The 17,888-nt window shown below is 60.4% G+C and carries 22 protein-coding genes; 4 read left to right on the top strand and 18 right to left on the bottom strand.

All coding sequences use genetic code 11. The features are described from left to right. The 5 genes from WA943_RS08380 to WA943_RS08360 all read right to left on the bottom strand — a co-directional run. A partial coding sequence (locus tag WA943_RS08380; protein WP_424469405.1) for a PepSY-associated TM helix domain-containing protein occupies nucleotides 1-1,008 on the bottom strand: 1,008 nt, incomplete at its 3' end. An 11-nt stretch (nucleotides 1,009-1,019) separates the two neighbouring features. Further along, a complete protein-coding gene (locus WA943_RS08375; RefSeq protein WP_424469404.1) occupies nucleotides 1,020-1,490 on the bottom strand; it encodes a DUF2271 domain-containing protein in 471 nt (156 codons plus the stop codon). A 38-nt stretch (nucleotides 1,491-1,528) separates the two neighbouring features. Beyond that, nucleotides 1,529-1,843: a hypothetical protein gene (locus WA943_RS08370; protein WP_424469403.1), complete on the bottom strand. Its 315-nt coding sequence runs from the start codon at nucleotides 1,841-1,843 to the stop codon at nucleotides 1,529-1,531. Between the two features lie 186 nt (nucleotides 1,844-2,029). After that, on the bottom strand, nucleotides 2,030-2,701 hold the full coding sequence (locus tag WA943_RS08365; protein ID WP_424469402.1) for a cytochrome b/b6 domain-containing protein: 672 nt from the start codon (nucleotides 2,699-2,701) through the stop codon (nucleotides 2,030-2,032). After that, entirely contained in the window at nucleotides 2,694-3,008 is a 315-nt protein-coding gene (locus tag WA943_RS08360) for a PepSY domain-containing protein (RefSeq protein WP_424469401.1), read from the bottom strand. Before WA943_RS08360 ends, WA943_RS08365 begins: the two co-directional genes overlap by 8 nt. Before the next feature lie 144 nt (nucleotides 3,009-3,152). Between WA943_RS08360 and WA943_RS08355 the strand changes: the two genes are divergently transcribed. Next, a complete protein-coding gene (locus tag WA943_RS08355; RefSeq protein ID WP_424469400.1) occupies nucleotides 3,153-3,812 on the top strand; it encodes a response regulator transcription factor in 660 nt (219 codons plus the stop codon). Beyond that, nucleotides 3,809-5,167 (top strand): ATP-binding protein, encoded by a 1,359-nt coding sequence (locus tag WA943_RS08350; RefSeq protein ID WP_424469399.1) that lies wholly within the window; start codon nucleotides 3,809-3,811, stop codon nucleotides 5,165-5,167. Before WA943_RS08355 ends, WA943_RS08350 begins: the two co-directional genes overlap by 4 nt. 177 nt (nucleotides 5,168-5,344) lie before the next feature. On the opposite strand, the gene WA943_RS08345 is transcribed toward WA943_RS08350, so the two are convergent. The 5 genes from WA943_RS08345 to WA943_RS08325 form a co-directional block, all read right to left on the bottom strand. Continuing rightward, on the bottom strand, nucleotides 5,345-5,869 hold the full coding sequence (locus WA943_RS08345; protein WP_424469398.1) for an SDR family oxidoreductase: 525 nt from the start codon (nucleotides 5,867-5,869) through the stop codon (nucleotides 5,345-5,347). A 168-nt stretch (nucleotides 5,870-6,037) separates the two neighbouring features. Further along, entirely contained in the window at nucleotides 6,038-7,042 is a 1,005-nt protein-coding gene (locus WA943_RS08340; RefSeq protein ID WP_424469397.1) for an NAD(P)H-dependent flavin oxidoreductase, read from the bottom strand. Nucleotides 7,043-7,139: 97 nt separating this feature from the next. Beyond that, on the bottom strand, nucleotides 7,140-7,553 hold the full coding sequence (locus WA943_RS08335) for a YbaN family protein (protein WP_424469396.1): 414 nt from the start codon (nucleotides 7,551-7,553) through the stop codon (nucleotides 7,140-7,142). Nucleotides 7,554-7,604: 51 nt separating this feature from the next. After that, nucleotides 7,605-9,278: a dihydroxy-acid dehydratase gene (ilvD, locus tag WA943_RS08330; protein ID WP_424469395.1), complete on the bottom strand. Its 1,674-nt coding sequence runs from the start codon at nucleotides 9,276-9,278 to the stop codon at nucleotides 7,605-7,607. A gap of 280 nt (nucleotides 9,279-9,558) precedes the next feature. Beyond that, nucleotides 9,559-10,104, bottom strand: coding sequence for a hypothetical protein (locus WA943_RS08325; RefSeq protein ID WP_424469394.1), 546 nt, complete (start codon nucleotides 10,102-10,104; stop codon nucleotides 9,559-9,561). A gap of 310 nt (nucleotides 10,105-10,414) precedes the next feature. On the opposite strand from WA943_RS08325, the gene WA943_RS08320 reads away from it, so the two are divergent. Beyond that, nucleotides 10,415-10,963, top strand: a complete 549-nt coding sequence (locus WA943_RS08320) for a DUF488 family protein (protein WP_424469415.1) — start codon at nucleotides 10,415-10,417, stop codon at nucleotides 10,961-10,963. A gap of 33 nt (nucleotides 10,964-10,996) precedes the next feature. Here WA943_RS08320 and sdhD read toward each other — a convergent pair whose 3' ends face one another. The 5 genes from sdhD to ric form a co-directional block, all read right to left on the bottom strand. After that, nucleotides 10,997-11,383 (bottom strand): succinate dehydrogenase, hydrophobic membrane anchor protein, encoded by a 387-nt coding sequence (gene sdhD / locus WA943_RS08315; protein WP_424469393.1) that lies wholly within the window; start codon nucleotides 11,381-11,383, stop codon nucleotides 10,997-10,999. After that, nucleotides 11,383-11,808, bottom strand: coding sequence for a succinate dehydrogenase, cytochrome b556 subunit (gene sdhC / locus WA943_RS08310; protein WP_424469392.1), 426 nt, complete (start codon nucleotides 11,806-11,808; stop codon nucleotides 11,383-11,385). The genes sdhD and sdhC overlap by 1 nt, the downstream gene beginning before the upstream one ends. A 2-nt stretch (nucleotides 11,809-11,810) precedes the next feature. After that, nucleotides 11,811-12,650, bottom strand: a complete 840-nt coding sequence (locus tag WA943_RS08305; protein WP_424469391.1) for a succinate dehydrogenase iron-sulfur subunit — start codon at nucleotides 12,648-12,650, stop codon at nucleotides 11,811-11,813. Nucleotides 12,651-12,860: 210 nt separating this feature from the next. Beyond that, nucleotides 12,861-13,196 (bottom strand): carboxymuconolactone decarboxylase family protein, encoded by a 336-nt coding sequence (locus WA943_RS08300; RefSeq protein ID WP_424469390.1) that lies wholly within the window; start codon nucleotides 13,194-13,196, stop codon nucleotides 12,861-12,863. After that, nucleotides 13,193-13,879, bottom strand: a complete 687-nt coding sequence (gene ric / locus WA943_RS08295; protein WP_424469389.1) for an iron-sulfur cluster repair di-iron protein — start codon at nucleotides 13,877-13,879, stop codon at nucleotides 13,193-13,195. Before ric ends, WA943_RS08300 begins: the two co-directional genes overlap by 4 nt. Before the next feature lie 250 nt (nucleotides 13,880-14,129). Here ric and WA943_RS08290 point away from each other — a divergent pair, with 250 nt between their 5' ends. Next, the gene (locus WA943_RS08290) at nucleotides 14,130-14,999 is read left to right on the top strand and encodes a sulfurtransferase (RefSeq protein ID WP_424469388.1); all 870 of its coding nucleotides are present in this window, start codon (nucleotides 14,130-14,132) and stop codon (nucleotides 14,997-14,999) included. Here the strand turns inward: WA943_RS08290 and WA943_RS08285 are convergent, their stop codons facing one another. The 3 genes from WA943_RS08285 to WA943_RS08275 form a co-directional block, all read right to left on the bottom strand. Further along, entirely contained in the window at nucleotides 15,000-15,209 is a 210-nt protein-coding gene (locus WA943_RS08285; protein WP_424469387.1) for a hypothetical protein, read from the bottom strand. It abuts the gene before it with no gap. Nucleotides 15,210-15,293: 84 nt separating this feature from the next. Then, on the bottom strand, nucleotides 15,294-16,235 hold the full coding sequence (locus WA943_RS08280; protein ID WP_424469386.1) for a CobW family GTP-binding protein: 942 nt from the start codon (nucleotides 16,233-16,235) through the stop codon (nucleotides 15,294-15,296). Next, nucleotides 16,232-17,884: an amidohydrolase gene (locus WA943_RS08275; RefSeq protein ID WP_424469385.1), complete on the bottom strand. Its 1,653-nt coding sequence runs from the start codon at nucleotides 17,882-17,884 to the stop codon at nucleotides 16,232-16,234. The genes WA943_RS08280 and WA943_RS08275 overlap by 4 nt, the downstream gene beginning before the upstream one ends. Nucleotides 17,885-17,888 lie beyond the last annotated feature (4 nt).

Here is a 17,888-nt window from a genome sequence, read left to right as displayed (position 1 = left end):
GAGCAGGATGGTCTCGGCGCGTTCCGCGGGCTGGTTGCCGCGGATGCGCGGCCGCCCGCGCCGACCGGCGAGCCAGATCAGAACGCCGGTCGCCCCCATGGCCGGGACGCCGAGCGCCATGAGCCCGAGCACGAGGCTGAGCGTCGCCGCACCATGTCCGGTGTGCAGCATGTATATGGTTTCGGAGACGCGCTCCCATCCGGTCAGATCTCCCCAGGCCAGGAGTGCTCCGGTGCCCTGGTCGAGGTATCCGGTTCCCCGATCGGTCTTGAGCGAGAAGACGTCCGTCGCGTCGCCGGGATAGGGAAAGCTCAGCTCGCGCAGCTCAGCGACGGGCGTCTGCCGCAACGTGGCCATCTGATCGACAGCGAACCCCGTCTCCCCGCTCACCTCGGCAGGCAAGCCCGGTGAGGCGCCGCCCTCAGGTAGAAGATCGAAGGTGGACGCAGTCATCCACAGTGCGGTTGTGGAGGACAAAACAAGGCCGATCAAAGCAATGCGGGCGATCTCGACGTGCAGCCGGCCCGCGAGCGGACCGCGCAGGGGTCCGAACCAGTGCCGCCAACCGCCCGCCCGCCGCGCGACCAGCGCCGCGCCGGAGAGCGAAAGGATCAGCATCGCCGCGGCCCCCGCGGCCATGGCGATGCGTCCTCCGTCGCCAAGGAAGAGCGAGCGGTGGAGGTTCGTCAGCCAGCGTTCGACCTGGTTGGGATCGGCAGAGACCACGCCTTGACCCGTCACCGGGTCAATCACGGCCGCACCCGGCGCGCCCTGATCAAACCAGTAGGCGGTGATCCGGCCCGAGGGCGACTGGCGGATCTGCTCGACGCCCGGATAGGTCGCTTGGATACGGTCCGCGAGGGTAGCGACCGTCAGGCCAGCGTCCGCCTGCGGCGCAGCAAGCCGCTCAGCCGCAGGAAAGACAGACAGCGCCGCGCCACTCAGGGCGAGGACGGTGACGAGCGCGAGGGCTAGAAGCCCCGGCCAGCGATGGAGCGCACGCATCATGGCCCCGCCCCTCACATGTCGTAGGCGAAGCGGGCGATGTAGCGGCGCCCTGTCACGGGCGAGCCCGCGCCATCAGTCGTGAGCGCCACCGCCACCTCGTTCGGGCTGTCGCGCATGTCCTCGACGGCGGCGTCGATGTGGAGCGTGTAGCCCGCATCGAAGAGTGCATCGGCCAGATCGAGTGTGATCTCGAGCGCGCGGCCTGCACCGACGCTGGCGCCGGTGATGCCGTTCACCTGCGCGGTGTCGCCGCCGGTGGCGCGGTACCAGTCGCTCAGATGCTCGTAGTATTTCGACTTGCCGCCAGCCATCCAGAGACTGCCGGCATAGGCGCCCGAGGCGTCCGTGACGTAGAGCGCAAGATAAGCTCCGTTGCCGCCGTAGTTGTTGAGGGTCGTGGTGAAAGTCACCGGCCGTGCCATGGCGAGGCCGGGAAGCGTCAGCGCGGTGGTGAGCGCGAGCGTTGCGAGAAGCGATTTCATCGGATGAATCCTTATTCGGGATGGTACTCAGGAGCGGCTCAGTTCACTTGGACCTGCGGAGGAACGCCGTTCCCGAAGAGACCGTTCTGCGGCGGCGCGACCGTGCCGGCGGGCGCGGGATTGCGGGCGCCGCCGCAGTCGCCGTCACCGTCGTCGCAGTCGTCATTATCGTCGTCGTCGTCATCATCATCGCTTGCGAGAACGAGCGGCATCGTTTGCAGGGCGTCTTCGAAGAACGCGGCGAACGGCCGAAGGCCACCATCGGTCGGGGCCTGCATCGCGCTCCAGGCCGGGACGCCGATGGTGGCGGTCAGCGCCGTGGACGCGACGAGAAGCGTCAGGGTCTTTTTCATGGCAGGGTCTCCTTTTGTCTGCTGACGACAATCTGGAGCGCCGACCTGAGGGCTTCCTGACGCGTTGACGATTCCCGCTTCAGCTAGTCGTCAGGAAAAAAGCGTCACTGGAAAGAAAAGAGCCCCGCTTGTGAGGGCGGGGCTAGGTGCGGCCGAAGGGACGCTCGATCTTGGGATTCAAGGCGGTCAGACGATGTCGCCGGGACCGGGTCCGCGCTTGTCGCCGGTAACCATGGCGCGAGTGAGGTTTTCGTGGTGCCGGAAGGATGCCAGCACGACGCCGCCCACATGCAGCGCGGCGAGCAGCAGCATCAGGTTGGCCAGCGTCTCGTGGACCTCCTTCAGCGGGCCCTCGACCTCGCCCCGCTCGCCGTATTCGAACTCGTCGCCATCGCCATCGGCCCATGCGGGTGCCACGATGGCGGGCATGGCCGGCAGCATCGCCACGCGGGTCTTGTCCTCCATAAGCCAGCCGGTGAAGACTGTGCCCGAGAGCGTCACAAGGAGCGCGACGACCATGGCGGCGCCCGCCGGATTATGACCCAAGTAGCGCCGCTCGCGCCCGCGGGCCATGTCCCCGAGATAGGCAAGCGTTTCGCCGGGTCCCTTCAGGAACTGGGCGAAGCGGGCATAGCGGCTGCCCACAAGTCCCCAGACCAGCCGGAACGCCACCAGGCCCGCGACGGTATAGCCTGCGAACTCGTGGACAGGCTGCAGCTCGTCCGCGGTGAGCCAGGCCGTTGCGAAGGCGGCGACCAGAGCCCAATGGAACACCCGGAGCAGATGATCCCAGACACGGACCGTGCCGGTCGGCTGAGTGTTCATCTCCGGCGCGTCCTGGGCGGTTACGTCAGTCATCGTCGCCTCGTTCGCGATCCCGGCGGGGGCGAGCGTGGTCGTCCTTGTATTCGAGCTCGATCACCTGGAGCGTGGCCGGATGAACTGTCACCTCGATCCGGCGTCCCTCGGCGTCCCTGCCGTCGATCTCATAGCAGCCGCCATCTATCTTGATGCGGCGCACCGCCCAGCCGTTCTCCTCGGCCAGCCGGGCGACAGCATCGCGCGGCTGCCAATCGGCCATCGGCACGAAGCAGTCGTCGCCCGCCAACGCGACACCGGCCGGGAAGACCGCGAGAAAGCCGAGAATTGTCAATATCTTCTTCATGGGCCAAACTCCTCGCTGCGGCCATCTTGATGCAAATCATGCGCGGCGAAGCTGACGACAGCCTGAAGGGGCTTGGCCCAGCCGCTTCAGCTTCGTGTCAGCCAGACGGATTATGGAGGGTCATCAGGAAAGGAAGGGGCTAGGATGCGCATCCTGCTGATCGAGGACGACACGACTCTCGGCGCCGCGGTGCGCGACCAGATCGCAGCCGATGGCCAGTCGGTGGACTGGGTCACGCGCCTCGATGCGGCGGGTGACGCAGTGAACGCCACCTCCTATGACCTGATCCTGCTCGACCTCATGCTGCCGGACGGTCGCGGGATCGGCTTTCTCAAAGTCTTGCGCGCGCGGGGTGAGGCAACGCCGGTCATCATCCTGACCGCGCTCGACCAGGTGTCGGACCGGATCGAGGGGCTGAACGCGGGCGCCGACGACTACCTCGTAAAGCCCTTCGACCTTGCCGAGCTCTCTGCCAGAATCGGGTCAGTCGCCCGACGCTACAGCGGCAACCCCAACCCCATCGTCACCCATGGCCCGCTCGACATCGACCTCGCCGCGCGCAGCGTTCACCGCAACGGCAAGCACGTCCAGCTGACGGCGCGCGAATGGGCGCTGTTTGAGGCCTTCCTCGCGCGCCCGGGGCAACTCCTGTCTAAGACGCAGTTGGAAGAGAAGCTTTACGCCTTCGACGCCGAGGTGGAGAGCAACACCATCGAAGTCCACGTAAGCCGGCTGCGCAAGAAGCTCGGGCCAGCCGTCATCGAGACCGAGCGCGGCATGGGCTACAGGCTGGGCAAACCATGAGGCTGCCGCGCAGCCTTCAGGCGCGGCTCGGTCTGTCCCTCGGCCTCGTGCTGACGGTCCTGTGGCTTCTGGCCGCAACGGCCACCGCCGTGATCGTGCGGGGCGAAATGGACGAGGTCTTTGATAGCGCTCTGCGCGAAACCGCGGAGCGCATCCTGCCGCTGGCCGTGACCGACATCGTCGGGCGGGAAGATCAGGAGGTGACGCAACGACTTGCACCAATCCGGGAGCACGACGAACTCTTCACCTATCTCGTACGCGATGCCGAGGGTCGGATCCTTCTGCAGTCGCACGCGGCCGATTCCGCGGTGTTCCCTCCATGGGACGGGCCGGGGTTTCGGGAGACCGCAACCCACCGGCTCTACAGCGACGCGGCGCTCCAGGACACGATCCGCATCACTGTCGCAGAACCGCTGGCCCATCGCGCATCGGTCGCACGAGAAATCCAGATGGGCCTCGGTTTACCCTTGCTGATCGTGCTGCCGGTTGCGTTGACGGCGATCATCCTGGCCGTCCGCTTCAGCCTCGACCCGTTGCGCCGGTTCCGCGCGCGGCTCGAGGCGCGCGGCGCCCGAGACCTTTCGGAGGTTCCCGCGGAGGGCCTGCCGACGGAGATCGGCCCGCTGGCCGAAACGCTGAACAGCCTTCTGGCGAGGCTGCGCGAGGCATTTGAGGCCGAACGCAGCTTTGCCGCGAACGCTGCACACGAATTGCGTACGCCGCTGGCGGGCGCCATCGCGCAGGCGCAGCGGCTGAGAACGGAGACGCGTGACCTGGCCGCCGGAGCTCGCGCAACCGAGATCGAAGCGACGCTCAAGCGGCTGACCCGGCTTTCGGAACGACTCATGCAACTCGCACGGGCGGAAGGCGGGCGCCTGCGGATAGACCAGAGCGCGGACCTGAGGATCGTCGCTCGTGTCGTGGTGGAGGATCTCGGGCGCTCGAGCACGCCGGGCCGCATCGCGCTGAACGTGCCCGACACCGCCGTCATGTCGGACATCGACCCCGACGCTTTCGCCATCCTTTGCCGGAACCTGGTGGAAAATGCCCTCCGCCACGGGACGGAGAATGCGCCAGTCGAGGTGACCCTGACGGCGGATGGCCACCTTTTCGTCGCGAACGATGGTCCCGTCCTGCCGCGCGAGACGCTCGACCGCCTGACAGCACGATTCGAGCGGGCAAGCGCAAGCACCGATGGCAGCGGGCTCGGCCTCGCGATCGTCGCTGCCATCGCGGACCGGATCGGAAGCCCGCTAATTCTGGAGTCGCCGCGCCGCGGCACCTCTTCCGGTTTCGAGGCGTCCCTCAGGTTGCCAACAGGTACTCCGGACCCTCGCGCGAGGAGCGATGCGTAGTCCGTGGCAAGTGCTGAAATACCGGCAGCTCGCGCCCGTCCACGCATCAAGGCGCAGTCGGCCGGCATCTCCGCGATCGCCGAGCCTTCCGTCAATAGGACCAGCTCCTCGGCCGCATGCCCCTGGAACTCCTGGCTGTACTCGCCCACGGTCGGACACGCCCCATGCTCACCGCCATCAGAACTGACTGTCGTGCAGCCGCTCAGCCAGATCTTCGCGAGAACGAGGGCGACGCGCCGGCGCCGCCCCTCTAAGGCCATCGGGTCGTGGTTCGCTATGACGATATCGAAGGCGGCCAATAAAGGGCATCTTTGTCGCCCTAATCGTCATGAACTGAACATTCGTCTCAAGGGGGCAGGCTCGCCGTATAGAGAACCCAACTGACGACATGCCGACATCCATTGCTGGTTTGGAGCGGATCGAACCGTCAGCTTGTTCGATACCCTCGACGAAGTCCTCAACCATTTTGGTGTCGGCGTTCCCGATGTCGATTTGTCCGCAAGCAATGTCGTATTTTTGTCCATCATGCAAAGCTGCTTTCGTTAACCCCGTCATTGCATGCTTGGATACCGAATACGGCGTCGAGTTGGGGCGAGGCGCTGTCGCAGAGATCGATCCGGTGTTGATGATGCACTCCCCACGCGGACTTTGCACCTTCATGAGGCGGAAGACTTTCTGTATCCAAAGAAAGGCTCCAGTCACGTTCGTTTTCGATAGCGACCTTCCATTGGTCGGAAGATATGTCTTCCCTAGATATAGGGCGCGTTGCCGTCCCCATTATTGGTGTCGGCAAACCTTCAATGAAACGAATGGTCCAGGGTTGGGCGCAGGGCCACAAGTCCGATGATCCTTATCGTGTGCGAGAGATGATCAGAGGACAGACCGCGTGAGGCCTGAACTCGCCGCCTCCACCATGTCCCTGATGAGGATTGCAGTGGACCTGACATCCGCAATCCGCCCGACACCGGCACCCGCATAGAGCGCCATGCCTTCGCAATCGCCGGTCATCTGCTTTGTTGGCGCAGCTGCGTTGTAGCGCGGAATATCCATCCCACCCGGTGCATGCATGATGATGTCTCCTTCACCGGTGCGTGAACCAGGCGCAGGAAAACCGGCCTCGCGCCACATCCGATAGGTGGAGTTCATCAGGGTGCGATGTGGCGCATTCGGCCAGAAGCCGTCGAAACACATGGAGAGCACGGTGTCACCCGCCTTCGCATCCAGAAGGGCTTTCCTGTAACCCGGATGTGCTTCGGCTTCGTCTGTCACGATGAGGCAGGAGCCGAGTACGACAGCTGATGCCCCCATATTGAATGCGTGGATCATGTCTCTGGCTTCGACGATACCGCCCGCTGCGGCCACAGGAACGCCGCCGGCTAGTTCAACGATGGCGGGGACGAGATCCTGCAAGGGAGTGATACCAAATACATGGCCGCCTGCTTCGACTCCCTGCGCAATCAATGCTACCGCGCCCGCATCCAGCGCCGCCTTGGCCGTATCTGAATCGCTGACCGTGGCGATCAGCCGCCCGCCTCTCTGACGAATAGCCCGCATGGAGATCGCGGGGTCGCCCCAGAACAGGTTGAACAGCAGGACACCCTCGTCCACAGCCATTGAAATCAGTTCGGTTTGGTTGAGGTCCGCCCGAAGATTAACCGCGAATGGCTTCCTGGTCAGAGCGCGTGTCTGACGGATCATCTCCCGCCCGGCCTCCATCGGAAGAAACCAGATTGGCAGGTTTCCGAATGCTCCGGCATTCGCGGCGGCGGCAACCATCCGTGCACCCGCTATGCTGGCCATCGGCGCTTGTATGATCGGAACGCTCAGATCAAATGTTCTGGTAAAGCTGGTGCCAGGTGTCGCAATTTCTTTCATGGCGTTCCTCCCGTTCCTATTCTCATGCTGCCAGTTTATCGGTTGCTTATTCGAGTTTCGAACGGCCCGCCCGCGACATGCGGTTCTGATAGCTGTGTCACATAACTCTCACGTCTCTGAGCCATGGGCCTCTCAGTATCGACAGGCCTAGATCCCATGGCGGAGTATTCCGTGTCAGGATAAAAACGCTGATACCGCACAAAACCAGCGCCTGAAGTCCGACGATAGCGAGATCAACTGCAAGAGCGAGAGATATGGCCAGCGATGATGCCATGGCAAATACGCTCACCACTTTACCTTTGCGACTGATGGCGCGGTCCATATGCCAATCGCGAATTATCTCGCCAAACACACGGTTGCTCAGCAGCCGGTCATGCAGGCTTGGCGATGATCTGGCAAAACAGAAAGCCGCCAGTAGAACAAAAGGCGCAGTCGGCAGCAATGGAAGTGCGACGCCAAGCAGAGCCAAACCCACGCAGAGCAGACCTGCGGCTTGCCAAACGACACGCATATAGTCTCTCCCATTGTCATTTTCAGGCGATTGAGCCGCGCCCGACCACCGCTACCCTGTTACAGCCCCCTCGTTAGCCGGCCGGGCCAGCACGGCAAATTTAAACAACACACCCTGCTTGTAGCGTAACTCGGGTTGTTTCCAGGCAGCGCGCCGGCGCGCTAGTTCTGCTTCATCAATCTCCAGCTGCAGAAGCAGTCTGCGTACGTCGATAGTAATGGCGTCGCCCTCCTCAACCAGGGCAATCGTACCGCCGACAAACGCCTCCGGAGCAACATGCCCTACGACCATGCCCCAAGTACCGCCAGAGAACCGCCCGTCGGTGATGAGTCCCACACTTTCCCCGAGCCCTCGACCGACCAGCGCCGAAGTGGGCGCCAACATTTCCGGCATGCCTGGGCCGCCCTTCGGTCCGAGATAACGCAGCACCAGAACATCGCCCGGCCTGATCCTGTCGGCCAAGATAGCCTCCATCGCCGACTGCTCGTCGTTGAACACGCGCGCCGACCCGGTGATCACCAGGCTCTTCAGTCCAGTTATCTTGGCCACAGCACCATCCTCGGCGAGATTACCCTTGAGGATGGCCAGATGGCCCTCGCGATAGAGTGCTCTTTCGATCGGCATGATGACATCCTGGTCGGCGCGTGGCGTGTCAGGCACGTCGGCCAATTCTTCAGCCAGTGTCTTGCCCGTGATGGTGATACAATCCCCGTGCAGCAGATCGGCGTTGAATAGAATTTTCAGCACCTGCGGAATACCGCCAGCCTGATGCAGATCGACAGCCATATACTTGCCTGACGGCTTGAGGTCGCAGATCACCGGTACCTTGCGGCGCACCCGCTCGAAGTCCTCCAGCGTCCATTCCACCTCGGCCGCATGGGCGATGGCAAGATAGTGCAGCACTGCATTGGTGGAGCCCCCAACCGCCATGATGAGTGCCACCGCGTTCTCAATCGATTTCCGCGTAACGACGTCGCGCGGCTTGATATTCTTTTTGACTGCCTCGATCAGGACGCGACCCGATTCAGCGGCGCTACCGACCTTTTCTGGATCCGTGCTGGCCATGGTTGAAGAATACATGAGCGACATACCGAGCGCCTCGAAGGAAGAGCTCATGGTGTTGGCTGTGTACATACCGCCGCATGAACCATTACACGGGCATGCATTCCGTTCGATACCCTCGAAATCCTCCTCGCTCATAGTGCCCGCCATGAACGCACCGACCGCTTCGAAAGCTGAAACGATGGAGAGGTCCTGCCCTTTCCACTGTCCCGGCTTGATGGTGCCGCCATAGACGAAGATCGCCGGCGCGTTGGCGCGCAAAATACCGATCATGCCGCCGGGCATGTTCTTGTCGCATCCGCCCAGCGCCAGGATGCCATCCATCCATTGCCCCTGCACACAAGTCTCTATGCAGTCGGCGATCACCTCGCGTGAAATCAGCGAGTATTTCATGCCCTCGGTACCCATCGACATACCGTCAGAAATCGTTGGTATACCGAACATCTGTGGATTGGCGCCAGCTAACTTGATGGCTGCGGCAGCGGCATCCGCCAGCGGCTGTAGGCCTGCGTTGCAGGGCGTTATGGTGGAGTGGCCGTTGGCGATGCCGATCATCGGCTTGTCGAAATCAGCTTTCTCATAGCCGAGGGCGTAGTACATGGCGCGATTAGGCGAACGGGCGACGCCTTGCGTGATATGCTTGGAGCGTTCGTTAAAGGGCATGCGAAACCTCAATATGGTTTTACTGGAAACCCGCCTCGTTCAGGCGACAAATCGCCAAGCTTCCCAGTCTCGATAATCCGCACCGCCAGAAGAACGACATGTGCGCAATGTGTCTTAGTGCGCGGTGGCTACCAACCGCGGTCCAAGGGAGCTGATGTCGCACACCCAACTCTCCCCCGCTTAGAATCGTCGCCTAATTGTCCCCACCCGAGACGCTCGCCGCAGTGTCGACGGGCAGCTCAACGAGCAGATGACCTAGTCGGCATGTCTGGCGCCGTCGCTATTTTGAACATTGCGCCGCCTTGCCTTTTACATACAAGCCGATCAGCAGCGTAGTCGGATAGGTGACCTGTTCCTCATTCTGTGCATGCGCGGTTAGCATCTCTGCAAAGCGGGTGCCGTCGGGTTTGCTTTCCGCTTTGGCCGCCGTAGCAAGCTTTTGCAATGCCCCCACTATCTCCTTGTGCTCTGCAAGCATAGTCGGCATCTCCGCTTGAAGCTTGTCCGTCATGTTCAGTACGCCCATCATACTGCAAGAGAATTTGCCCTCGGACAGCGGGACGAGGATGCCGAGCGGAGGCAGCGCATATGCATTCTCGTTGGCGAAATGTTTCTCCATAAGCGCCGCGACATCCTTTGCGGCTTCGCCCGTGCGTCCGCCAGCCATCGTCAGGCGTTCGAGATCGGCGTGAAGTTCCTTATGCTCGCTTTCCATGGCCTTCGGAGTTTCGAAGTCAGCCGCGGACGTTTGGGCGCCGGCATGCGCGGAGCTGAACAGCAGCGCCGCGGCAAAAACACAGAGCGTTCTAAGTTTGATAGGGCTCATACGAAACCTCCCTGTTCTCGGTCCGAACCGACACTTCCCAGATAGGCGGACGATCGGGCGCCTGGACAAGAAGAGTAGGCTCGTTAGCCGCAAACGAAGAAACATAAAAAGCGTTTCTTCGCACCGATTTCATCTTCGACCCATGATTGCGATATTGGAATGCGGCATTTCAGTCCGTCCAGAGAGTTATCGAGCGCAGTTCCTCAATGGAAGGGCTCTTGTGCGGCGCGACGTGGTATTGATGATAGACTCATGCTTGGTCTCCCTACCCGATCACGCGACATCTCAGGCGCTCATTACCTTGGACACCGTGACGAAAACCTATTTTACCATCGGTCACTCGACCAGAAGCGTCGACGTCTTCGTCGATCTCCTTCGAGAGTCGCGTGTCGATCTCGTGGTCGACGTCAGATCCATGCCCCGCTCGCATACCAATCCGCAGTTCAATCTGGAAACCTTTCCGAGCGAGCTGGCCGATCGGCAGATTGGCTATGAACACATCGCTGAACTCGGCGGGTTGCGCGGCAAGTCGCGCAATACTGCGTCATCTGAAAACGCCTATTGGCGGGTACAGAGCTTTCACAACTACGCGGATTATGCGCTGACCGCGCCGTTCGCCGCAGGTTTGGCGCGATTGCAAAAATTGGGCAATCAGCATCGCTGCGCGATCATGTGCGCGGAGGTCGTCTGGTGGCGTTGCCACCGACGCATCATCACCGACTATCTGCTGGCTGCAGGCGAGCATGTAATGCACATTCTCGATGCAGGGCATGTCGATGAGGCGAGCCTGACGCCCGGCGCGAGCGTGCGCGCCGACAGAACGGTCATCTACCCGGTGGCAGATTCGTTATCAAAATGAGGAGTCGTATCATTCTCGAGGCCGATGTTTTGCTCACCCGCCAAATGCGATCCGCAAAGCAGCGATGATCCCGACCGCGGCAACGCCGTAGCAGCCGAGCTGAACCGCGATCACTGCAGCATACTTCATAGTAGAATGGACGTAGTCTTCGATCATCACCTGCAGGCCGAGTGCTGTGTGATGAAAAAGCATGATTAGCAACAAGATCATGCAGCCCGTCGTGAGCGATGTCCTAAGCCAAGCAATGACAGCCGTATAATCGCTTCCGGCATGCGCGACTATCGAGGCGGCGAACCATAATGTCAGCGGTACGAGCGCCACCGCCGTAACTCTTGCCGCCCACCAATGCTGCGAGCCCTTCCTTGCTGAGCCTAGTCCGATGGCGCGCGCCAGCGGCGAGCGGAAGGAGCGGCGTTCCATCAGCGTCCCCCGCCAATAAAGAGACTAAACACCCATGTTGCGACCGTCAGCCCTATGCTCGCGGCCACCACGATCCAACCGGAAAGATAGATCGACCTGAGATCAAAGCCATGCACCGTATCCCAGATGAGATGGCGCAGGCCTCCGCATAGATGCAGGAAGAAGGCAAAGGTGCAGGCAAATAGCGTGATCTGACCAAGCCACGACGCAAGCGCGCGCTGAACAATAGCGTAAGCGTCCGGCCCGACGGCCGCCGCGCTCAACCAGATCACCAGGCCGACAGCAGCGAAACTCAGAACAACACCGGTGACGCGGTTGGCGATCGACAACACCGAGGTGAGTTGCGGTCGATAAATCTGGATATTGGGCGACAGCGGTCGGGGTCGCGTCTTCGTCGAGTTCGAGCTTTTCGACGTCCTTTCCATGATCAGCTTTCGCGTTCGAGGATCATCTTCTTGATCTCGGCGATCGCCTTGCCGGGATTCAATCCCTTTGGACAGGTGCGTGTGCAATTGAGGATAGTGTGGCAACGGTAAAGACGAAAGGGATCTTCAAGACTGTCGAGCCGTTCCTCTTTCGCTTCGTCACGACTATCAACGAGCCAGCGCCAGGCCTGTAGCAGCACGGCCGGGCCCAGAAAACGATCGCCATTCCACCAGTGGCTCGGACAGCCGGAGGTGCAGCAGAAGCATAGGATGCACTCATAATACCCGTCTATCTGTCCACGCTCTTCCGGAGATTGCAGCCGTTCCTTCTCCGGCTCGGGCGTCTTTGAACGGAGCCAGGGCTCAATTGAGGCATATTGCGCAATGACATGGGTCAGGTCGGGGACCAGATCCTTGATGATCAGCATGTTGGCGAGCGGATAGATCGTTGCAGGCGAAGCAGTATCCGAGATGAATCGCGTACAGGCGAGCCAGTTGGTGCCATCCATATTCATGGCGCAGGAACCGCAAACGCCTTCGCGACATGAGCGCCGGAAGGTGAGCGTCGAATCCACCTTGTTCTTGATCCAGATCAGCGCATCCAGAACCATCGGTCCGCAATCATCAAGATCGACATGAAAGGTATCGACACGAGGATGACCATCCGAGTCCGGGTCGTAGCGATAGACCTCAAACGCCTTCACGCGCGTCGCGCCGACAGGCGCCGGCCATATCTGCCCCTTTACGATGCGGGACTCCGGCGTCACCTTGAAATTCCGCGGCACCGGAAACCGTTTGAACAAAGTGTGGCGCGGCACCTGATCGGAAGATTTAATAATCATGCTCTTCTCTGTGTTGGCCGCACACACGCGGCGAAAGCTTCAACAAGGCGAAGCAAAGGTTGGCGGAGAAGGCTGGTTGAGCAAAAAATAGGCCGCATTCCTCATCCCGTAAACGACGAATGGGCAATGAGGTCGTTTTTCGTTTCAGGCCGAGCTTGTTGAAGAAATCGACGGGGTCAATGACAAGACTGAAACTATTCGCCGCCGGACTTAATCGGAATCTCCATCGAGCTCGGCCAGCGCAATTGTAGAATGGGCCACTGCCCCACCCGCCCGCATCTCGGCTGCGACCCAGATAGCTTCCATGATCTCTTGAGGCGTTGCACCTTCCCTGGTCGCACCCTTGGTATGACCTTGAATGCAATACGGACACTGCGTCACATGGGCGACCGCGACAGCGATCAGCTGCTTGGTCTTTCGAGAGAGAGCGCCGTCCTTGAACACGGCCTGACTGAACGCGCGAAAGGCCGCTTCGGCGTCCGGTGCCAGTTCGTGGCGCTTGTCTGCCAGCGCCTTCGTCACTTTAGGATACAGGGATTCACTCATGATCTCGATGCCTCCTCGTAGCGCGGGAATAAAATATTATTCTCGAGATGAATGTGCTGGATCAGATCATCCGCAAGCTTTGCCGAGCCAACATATAGTGCCTGCCAGGTTCGGCATGCGCCCTCGGGCAGCGTGAACGCACCGGTCATGTGTTCAAGTTGCTCCAGTTGCGCTCCGTGGTCGACATGCTCGTGACGAAGTTGCGCGATCGGCGTATCAAGCCCACCGGCGGCGCGCTTGCGCATCGCCGGAAACAAAATAAGTTCTTCCTTTTTCATGTGCACTTCGACTTCGCCCAACATCTGTCGAAGAATATCCGCCATCCCATGCGGGACCTGAGGATGACGGGCGTGAACCGCTTCCACTTTGTCGGCCATTGCGATGAGCTCCGGCAGTTCGCGGCGCAGGGTTTCGTGATAGCGGGTCAGAATGTGGTCGATGAGCTCGCCGGTTTCGCGCGGCGCCGGCTTGGTGCCCTCTGATACGTCGAGAGCAAGGAGCGCCTTCTCCAGTTCGGCGACATCTATGCCACGTTCGCGCGCCGCCTCGCCCAGCGCCACCTCGCCGTGACAACAGAAATCCACTTTAAATGAACGAAAGATGGCTGTTGCACCGGGCATCGTCGCAGCAATTTCGCCGACGGTCCGATTGCGCAGAGGCGTGGTGCTGATCTGGGTGGACATCAGGGTTCCCTCTCATGCGGTTACATGAAACTTGAACGCAAGAGCGCCGAAAAAACGCACTTTCGCCGCTTCCATAACCATATCTAAGGCGACATAAGAAGCATTGTATATACCTTTTTTAAAGCGCGACGATGCACCTCACCTCGACATCGACGCTCTCAAAGGGTCACAACCTTTGGAGCAGCGAATTGCCTTCATCGTGGAGCAATGCGAGGTTGCAGCATCGCGACGATTACACAGGGAGACGAGCATGACCGAGTGGGACCAGAGAGGTCTTGTATCGACCGATTGGCTGACGAAGCATCTCCGCGATCCGGACCTGCGGATCTTCGACACAACCGTTCATCTGCGACCAGCGACGCCGGGGCCATATACGGTCGAGAGCGGGCGTGCCGATTACGACGCCGCCCATATTCCCGGTGCGGCGTTCGTCGATCTGGCCCGCGAGCTATCCGACACGTCCGCACCACTTCCTTTTACGATGCCCCCCATCGACCGGTTAGCTCATGCGCTTGGAGCGGCCGGTATTGGACGCGGAACGCGCGTCGTCGCCTACTCAACGACGTCGCCCATGTGGGCGACACGGTTCTGGTGGATGTTGCGCGCTTCCGGCTTTGACGACGTTGCTGTTCTTGACGGCGGTTTCGACAAATGGAAAGCCGAGGGCCGTCCGGTGGAAGCAACTCCGCAGCATTATCCGCCGGCGGAACTCTCCCTTGCCGCTCGTCCAGATGCATGGGCTGACAAGCGGGCTGTTCTGGCGGCGATTGACGACAGCGCGGTCTGCACGATCAACGCACTTTCCCCGAGTGTCCATAGTGGCGAGGCGCCCATGAGCTATGGCCGCAAGGGCCATATAAAAGGAAGCCGCAACGTGCCCTATGCGTCGTTGCTCAACACTGACGGAACGTATCGCAATGAGGCCGAACTACGTGCGCTTTTTGCAACCACCGGCGCACTGGAGAAGCCCCGCGTGATCTGCTACTGCGGCGGCGGCATCTCGGCGACCATGGACGCACTTGCCCTCACACGGCTCGGCCATCCGTCGGTCGCGGTATATGACGGTTCGATGGCGGAATGGTCGCGGGACCCCGACATGCCGATGGAGACTGGCGCGTAGTTACGGGTTCGAACTGGTGACACCGGAGATCAGGATCGGCACACCATCGGGAAGTATCGGGCACGTCGCCTGGCCGAACTGGATTGGGCTTCCCAATTCATTTGCACTGATATGCGCATAGCGCAGCGTAACCGTGTCGCGCGCCGACAGGCTAACCTGCAAGCTGAGCAGATGGGCATTGACGTCGGAATTGATGAAGATCATTCCCATGATTGAGACGGGAATTGGAACGACGCCTTATTGATTCCAAAGTTCTGGACCCATAGAGGCTCAGGCAATGCGCTCAGCCACCCCTTAAGCCCGAAAGCCCCTCTCGCAATCAGCCGCCCAATGGGCGGCGTCTTCGTCTCCGCGAGCGCCGATGGCGACAATTCGAGTGGTCGGCTGGTCGTCTCCCCAGACAGGCCCGGCGTCGATACTGACCTGGCGTCCGACCACCTGTAATGTTTGACGACGCGTCGGCTCGCCAGCCAATAACAGAATGCCCTTAACGCGATAGACGCCGCGCGGCCTTGCTTCAATCATCGAAAGCAGCCACTCGCGGTCCAGCGGCACGTCGCTTGTGAAGCACCATTGCGCAAACTGGTTTCCATGCGTGTGATCGTGCGGGCTTTCGTTTTCGGCCTCTATCGTTGCATGCCGCCGATCATCGCTTCCGACCAGAATGGTTTCCTGCAGCGCTGCATCGTGGCTCGCAATGATCCTAGCAGCGGAGATTTTCGCGACCTCATGTCTGATCTCATCTCCCGAACTCGGCGTGAGCAGATCGAGCTTGCTCATCACGATAAGGTTGGCTGATGCAATCTGACGCGTAACAAGGCCGCCGACGAACTTGTCCTTCGAACGCTTGCGGATGGTTTCCGCATCGACGACGACAACGACGGCCTGAAGCTGAAATGCAGGCAAGGCGTCTGCATAAGTCGCGATCTTCTGAGGCTCGGCGACGCCGCTGGTCTCGATCAATATATGATCGGGCGGCGTCTCCCTTTCGCTCAAGGCGATCAACGTCGTCGCCAGATCATCCGTCATGCTGCAGCAGATGCAGCCATTGGTGAGGCTCATCGTCTCCCCGTCCCTGTTCGCAATAAGCTCCGCATCGATATTGACGCTGCCGAAATCATTGACGATGACCGCGAGGCGCTTCCCATGATTGCCTCGCAGCAACATGTTAAGCAGCGTGGTTTTTCCCGCGCCGAGATATCCCCCGATGATCGTCAGCGGAATAGCGGCCGTCATGGACGCACAACCTGATGGACAACACCCTCGAACACCGTGCCCCACACCGGAATGTCCTTGAGCTTTTCTGCTCCCACCTCATAGGGGTCTTCGTCGAGCACGGCAAAATCAGCCATTTTCCCGCCGCGAATGCTGCCGATCTCACTCTCCATACCAAGAATGAAAGCAGCGTCGATGGTGATAGCGCGCAACGCCTGATCGAGCGTGAGCCGCTCCGACGGCGCCATGACCTCCCCCTCCACATTGATGCGATTGGCGGCAACCCATGCACTATTGAGCGGCAATGCGGGCGCCATCGTGTAATCGGAATGAAGCGCAGTGACGACACCCGCACGCGCAAGCGATCCAAGCCTCGCCATTTGCGAGGCGCGCTCATAGCCGAGCCCTTCTTTCGCGTAGATGTGGCTGAGTTCATAGACGTAGTAGACGTTCGCCGACACCAGCCCGCCGAGTTCGGCCAGTCGCCGAACCTGTTCCGGAGTCGAGACTCCAAAATGCTCTATCGTGAAGCGATGCCCGAAGCGCGGCCTCTCCCACTGCAATTTTTCAAGAACATCCAGAGCAAGCTCAACGCCGAGATCGCCCGTGCAATGAACGTGGATCTTGTATCCCTCATTCCAATAGAGGCGCGCTGCCGCTTCGAATTGTTCGGGCACCATGATCCACTCACCGTGATGCCCATCCATATATCCTGGCTCACCGAGTTGCATGAGCTGTGAAAAAAAGGCTCCGTCCGTAAAGAGCTTCACGTGATCGCGGAACTGAAGCCGATGCGTGTTTCGCTCCGGGAGCGACTTGATCAAATCCAGTGCAGCGGCATTGTTGCGATCATGCCCGGCAAGTGCATTTCCATCAGGGATAAGCTGAATGCGGAACGGCGTCTGGTCATTATCCAACACCGCCTTCGTCGCCTCCCACTCCATGCCCATGTTGAAAAGGCCCGTCGCCATATCGCCGATGGTGGTGTGGCCGCCGGAATGAACGACGCTGCGAAGGCGCTGCAACCCATCCCGGTAACGCTCCTTGCCAAGAAGATATGGCATGAACTTATCAACGATGACGCGCAGTCCCATTTCATAGAAACGACCGTTTGCGAAATCGACTTGCGGGTTATTCCCCACCTTTTCCTTGGTCAGCCCGATCCAGTTCAAGGTCGCGTCGTTAACCACGACTTCATGAAACGAGCGATGCCAGGCGATGACGGGCCGCGTCGCGGAAATTTCATTCAGATCGCTACGCGTGATGATTCCATGCCAGTTGCGGTGATAACCCCAAGCAAAAAGAGGCTCTGCTGCATCGCTCATGGAAGCGTCAATGTCGCGAAGCCGCGACAGGAATGCTTCCTTCGTGCGTACCGGCGCCACGGTTGCCCATGGCAGCTTCCACTCCATGGCCGTCACGAAATGCATCGGCAGCAGGACGGCGGCCATCGTCGGATGCAGATGCGGATCGATAAATCCCGGGAGTAAAACCTTGCTCGCCAGGCTGTCATCAATTTCGTGAGGGTGGCGATCAAGCCAGGGCTTGAGCGTCTCTAGCGTCCCGACTTCGAGAATGCGTCCATCGCGCACGGCGACGGCATTCGCCTCAGGCATCGAAGGTTCCATCGTATGGATTTTGCGGGCCGTGAAGACCGTGATCTTGCTCATTATC

Origin of the sequence: Parvibaculum sp., assembly GCF_049651025.1 — a bacterium.
Lineage (GTDB): Bacteria > Pseudomonadota > Alphaproteobacteria > Parvibaculales > Parvibaculaceae > Parvibaculum.
This window is presented reverse-complemented; position numbering and strand designations above follow the sequence as displayed.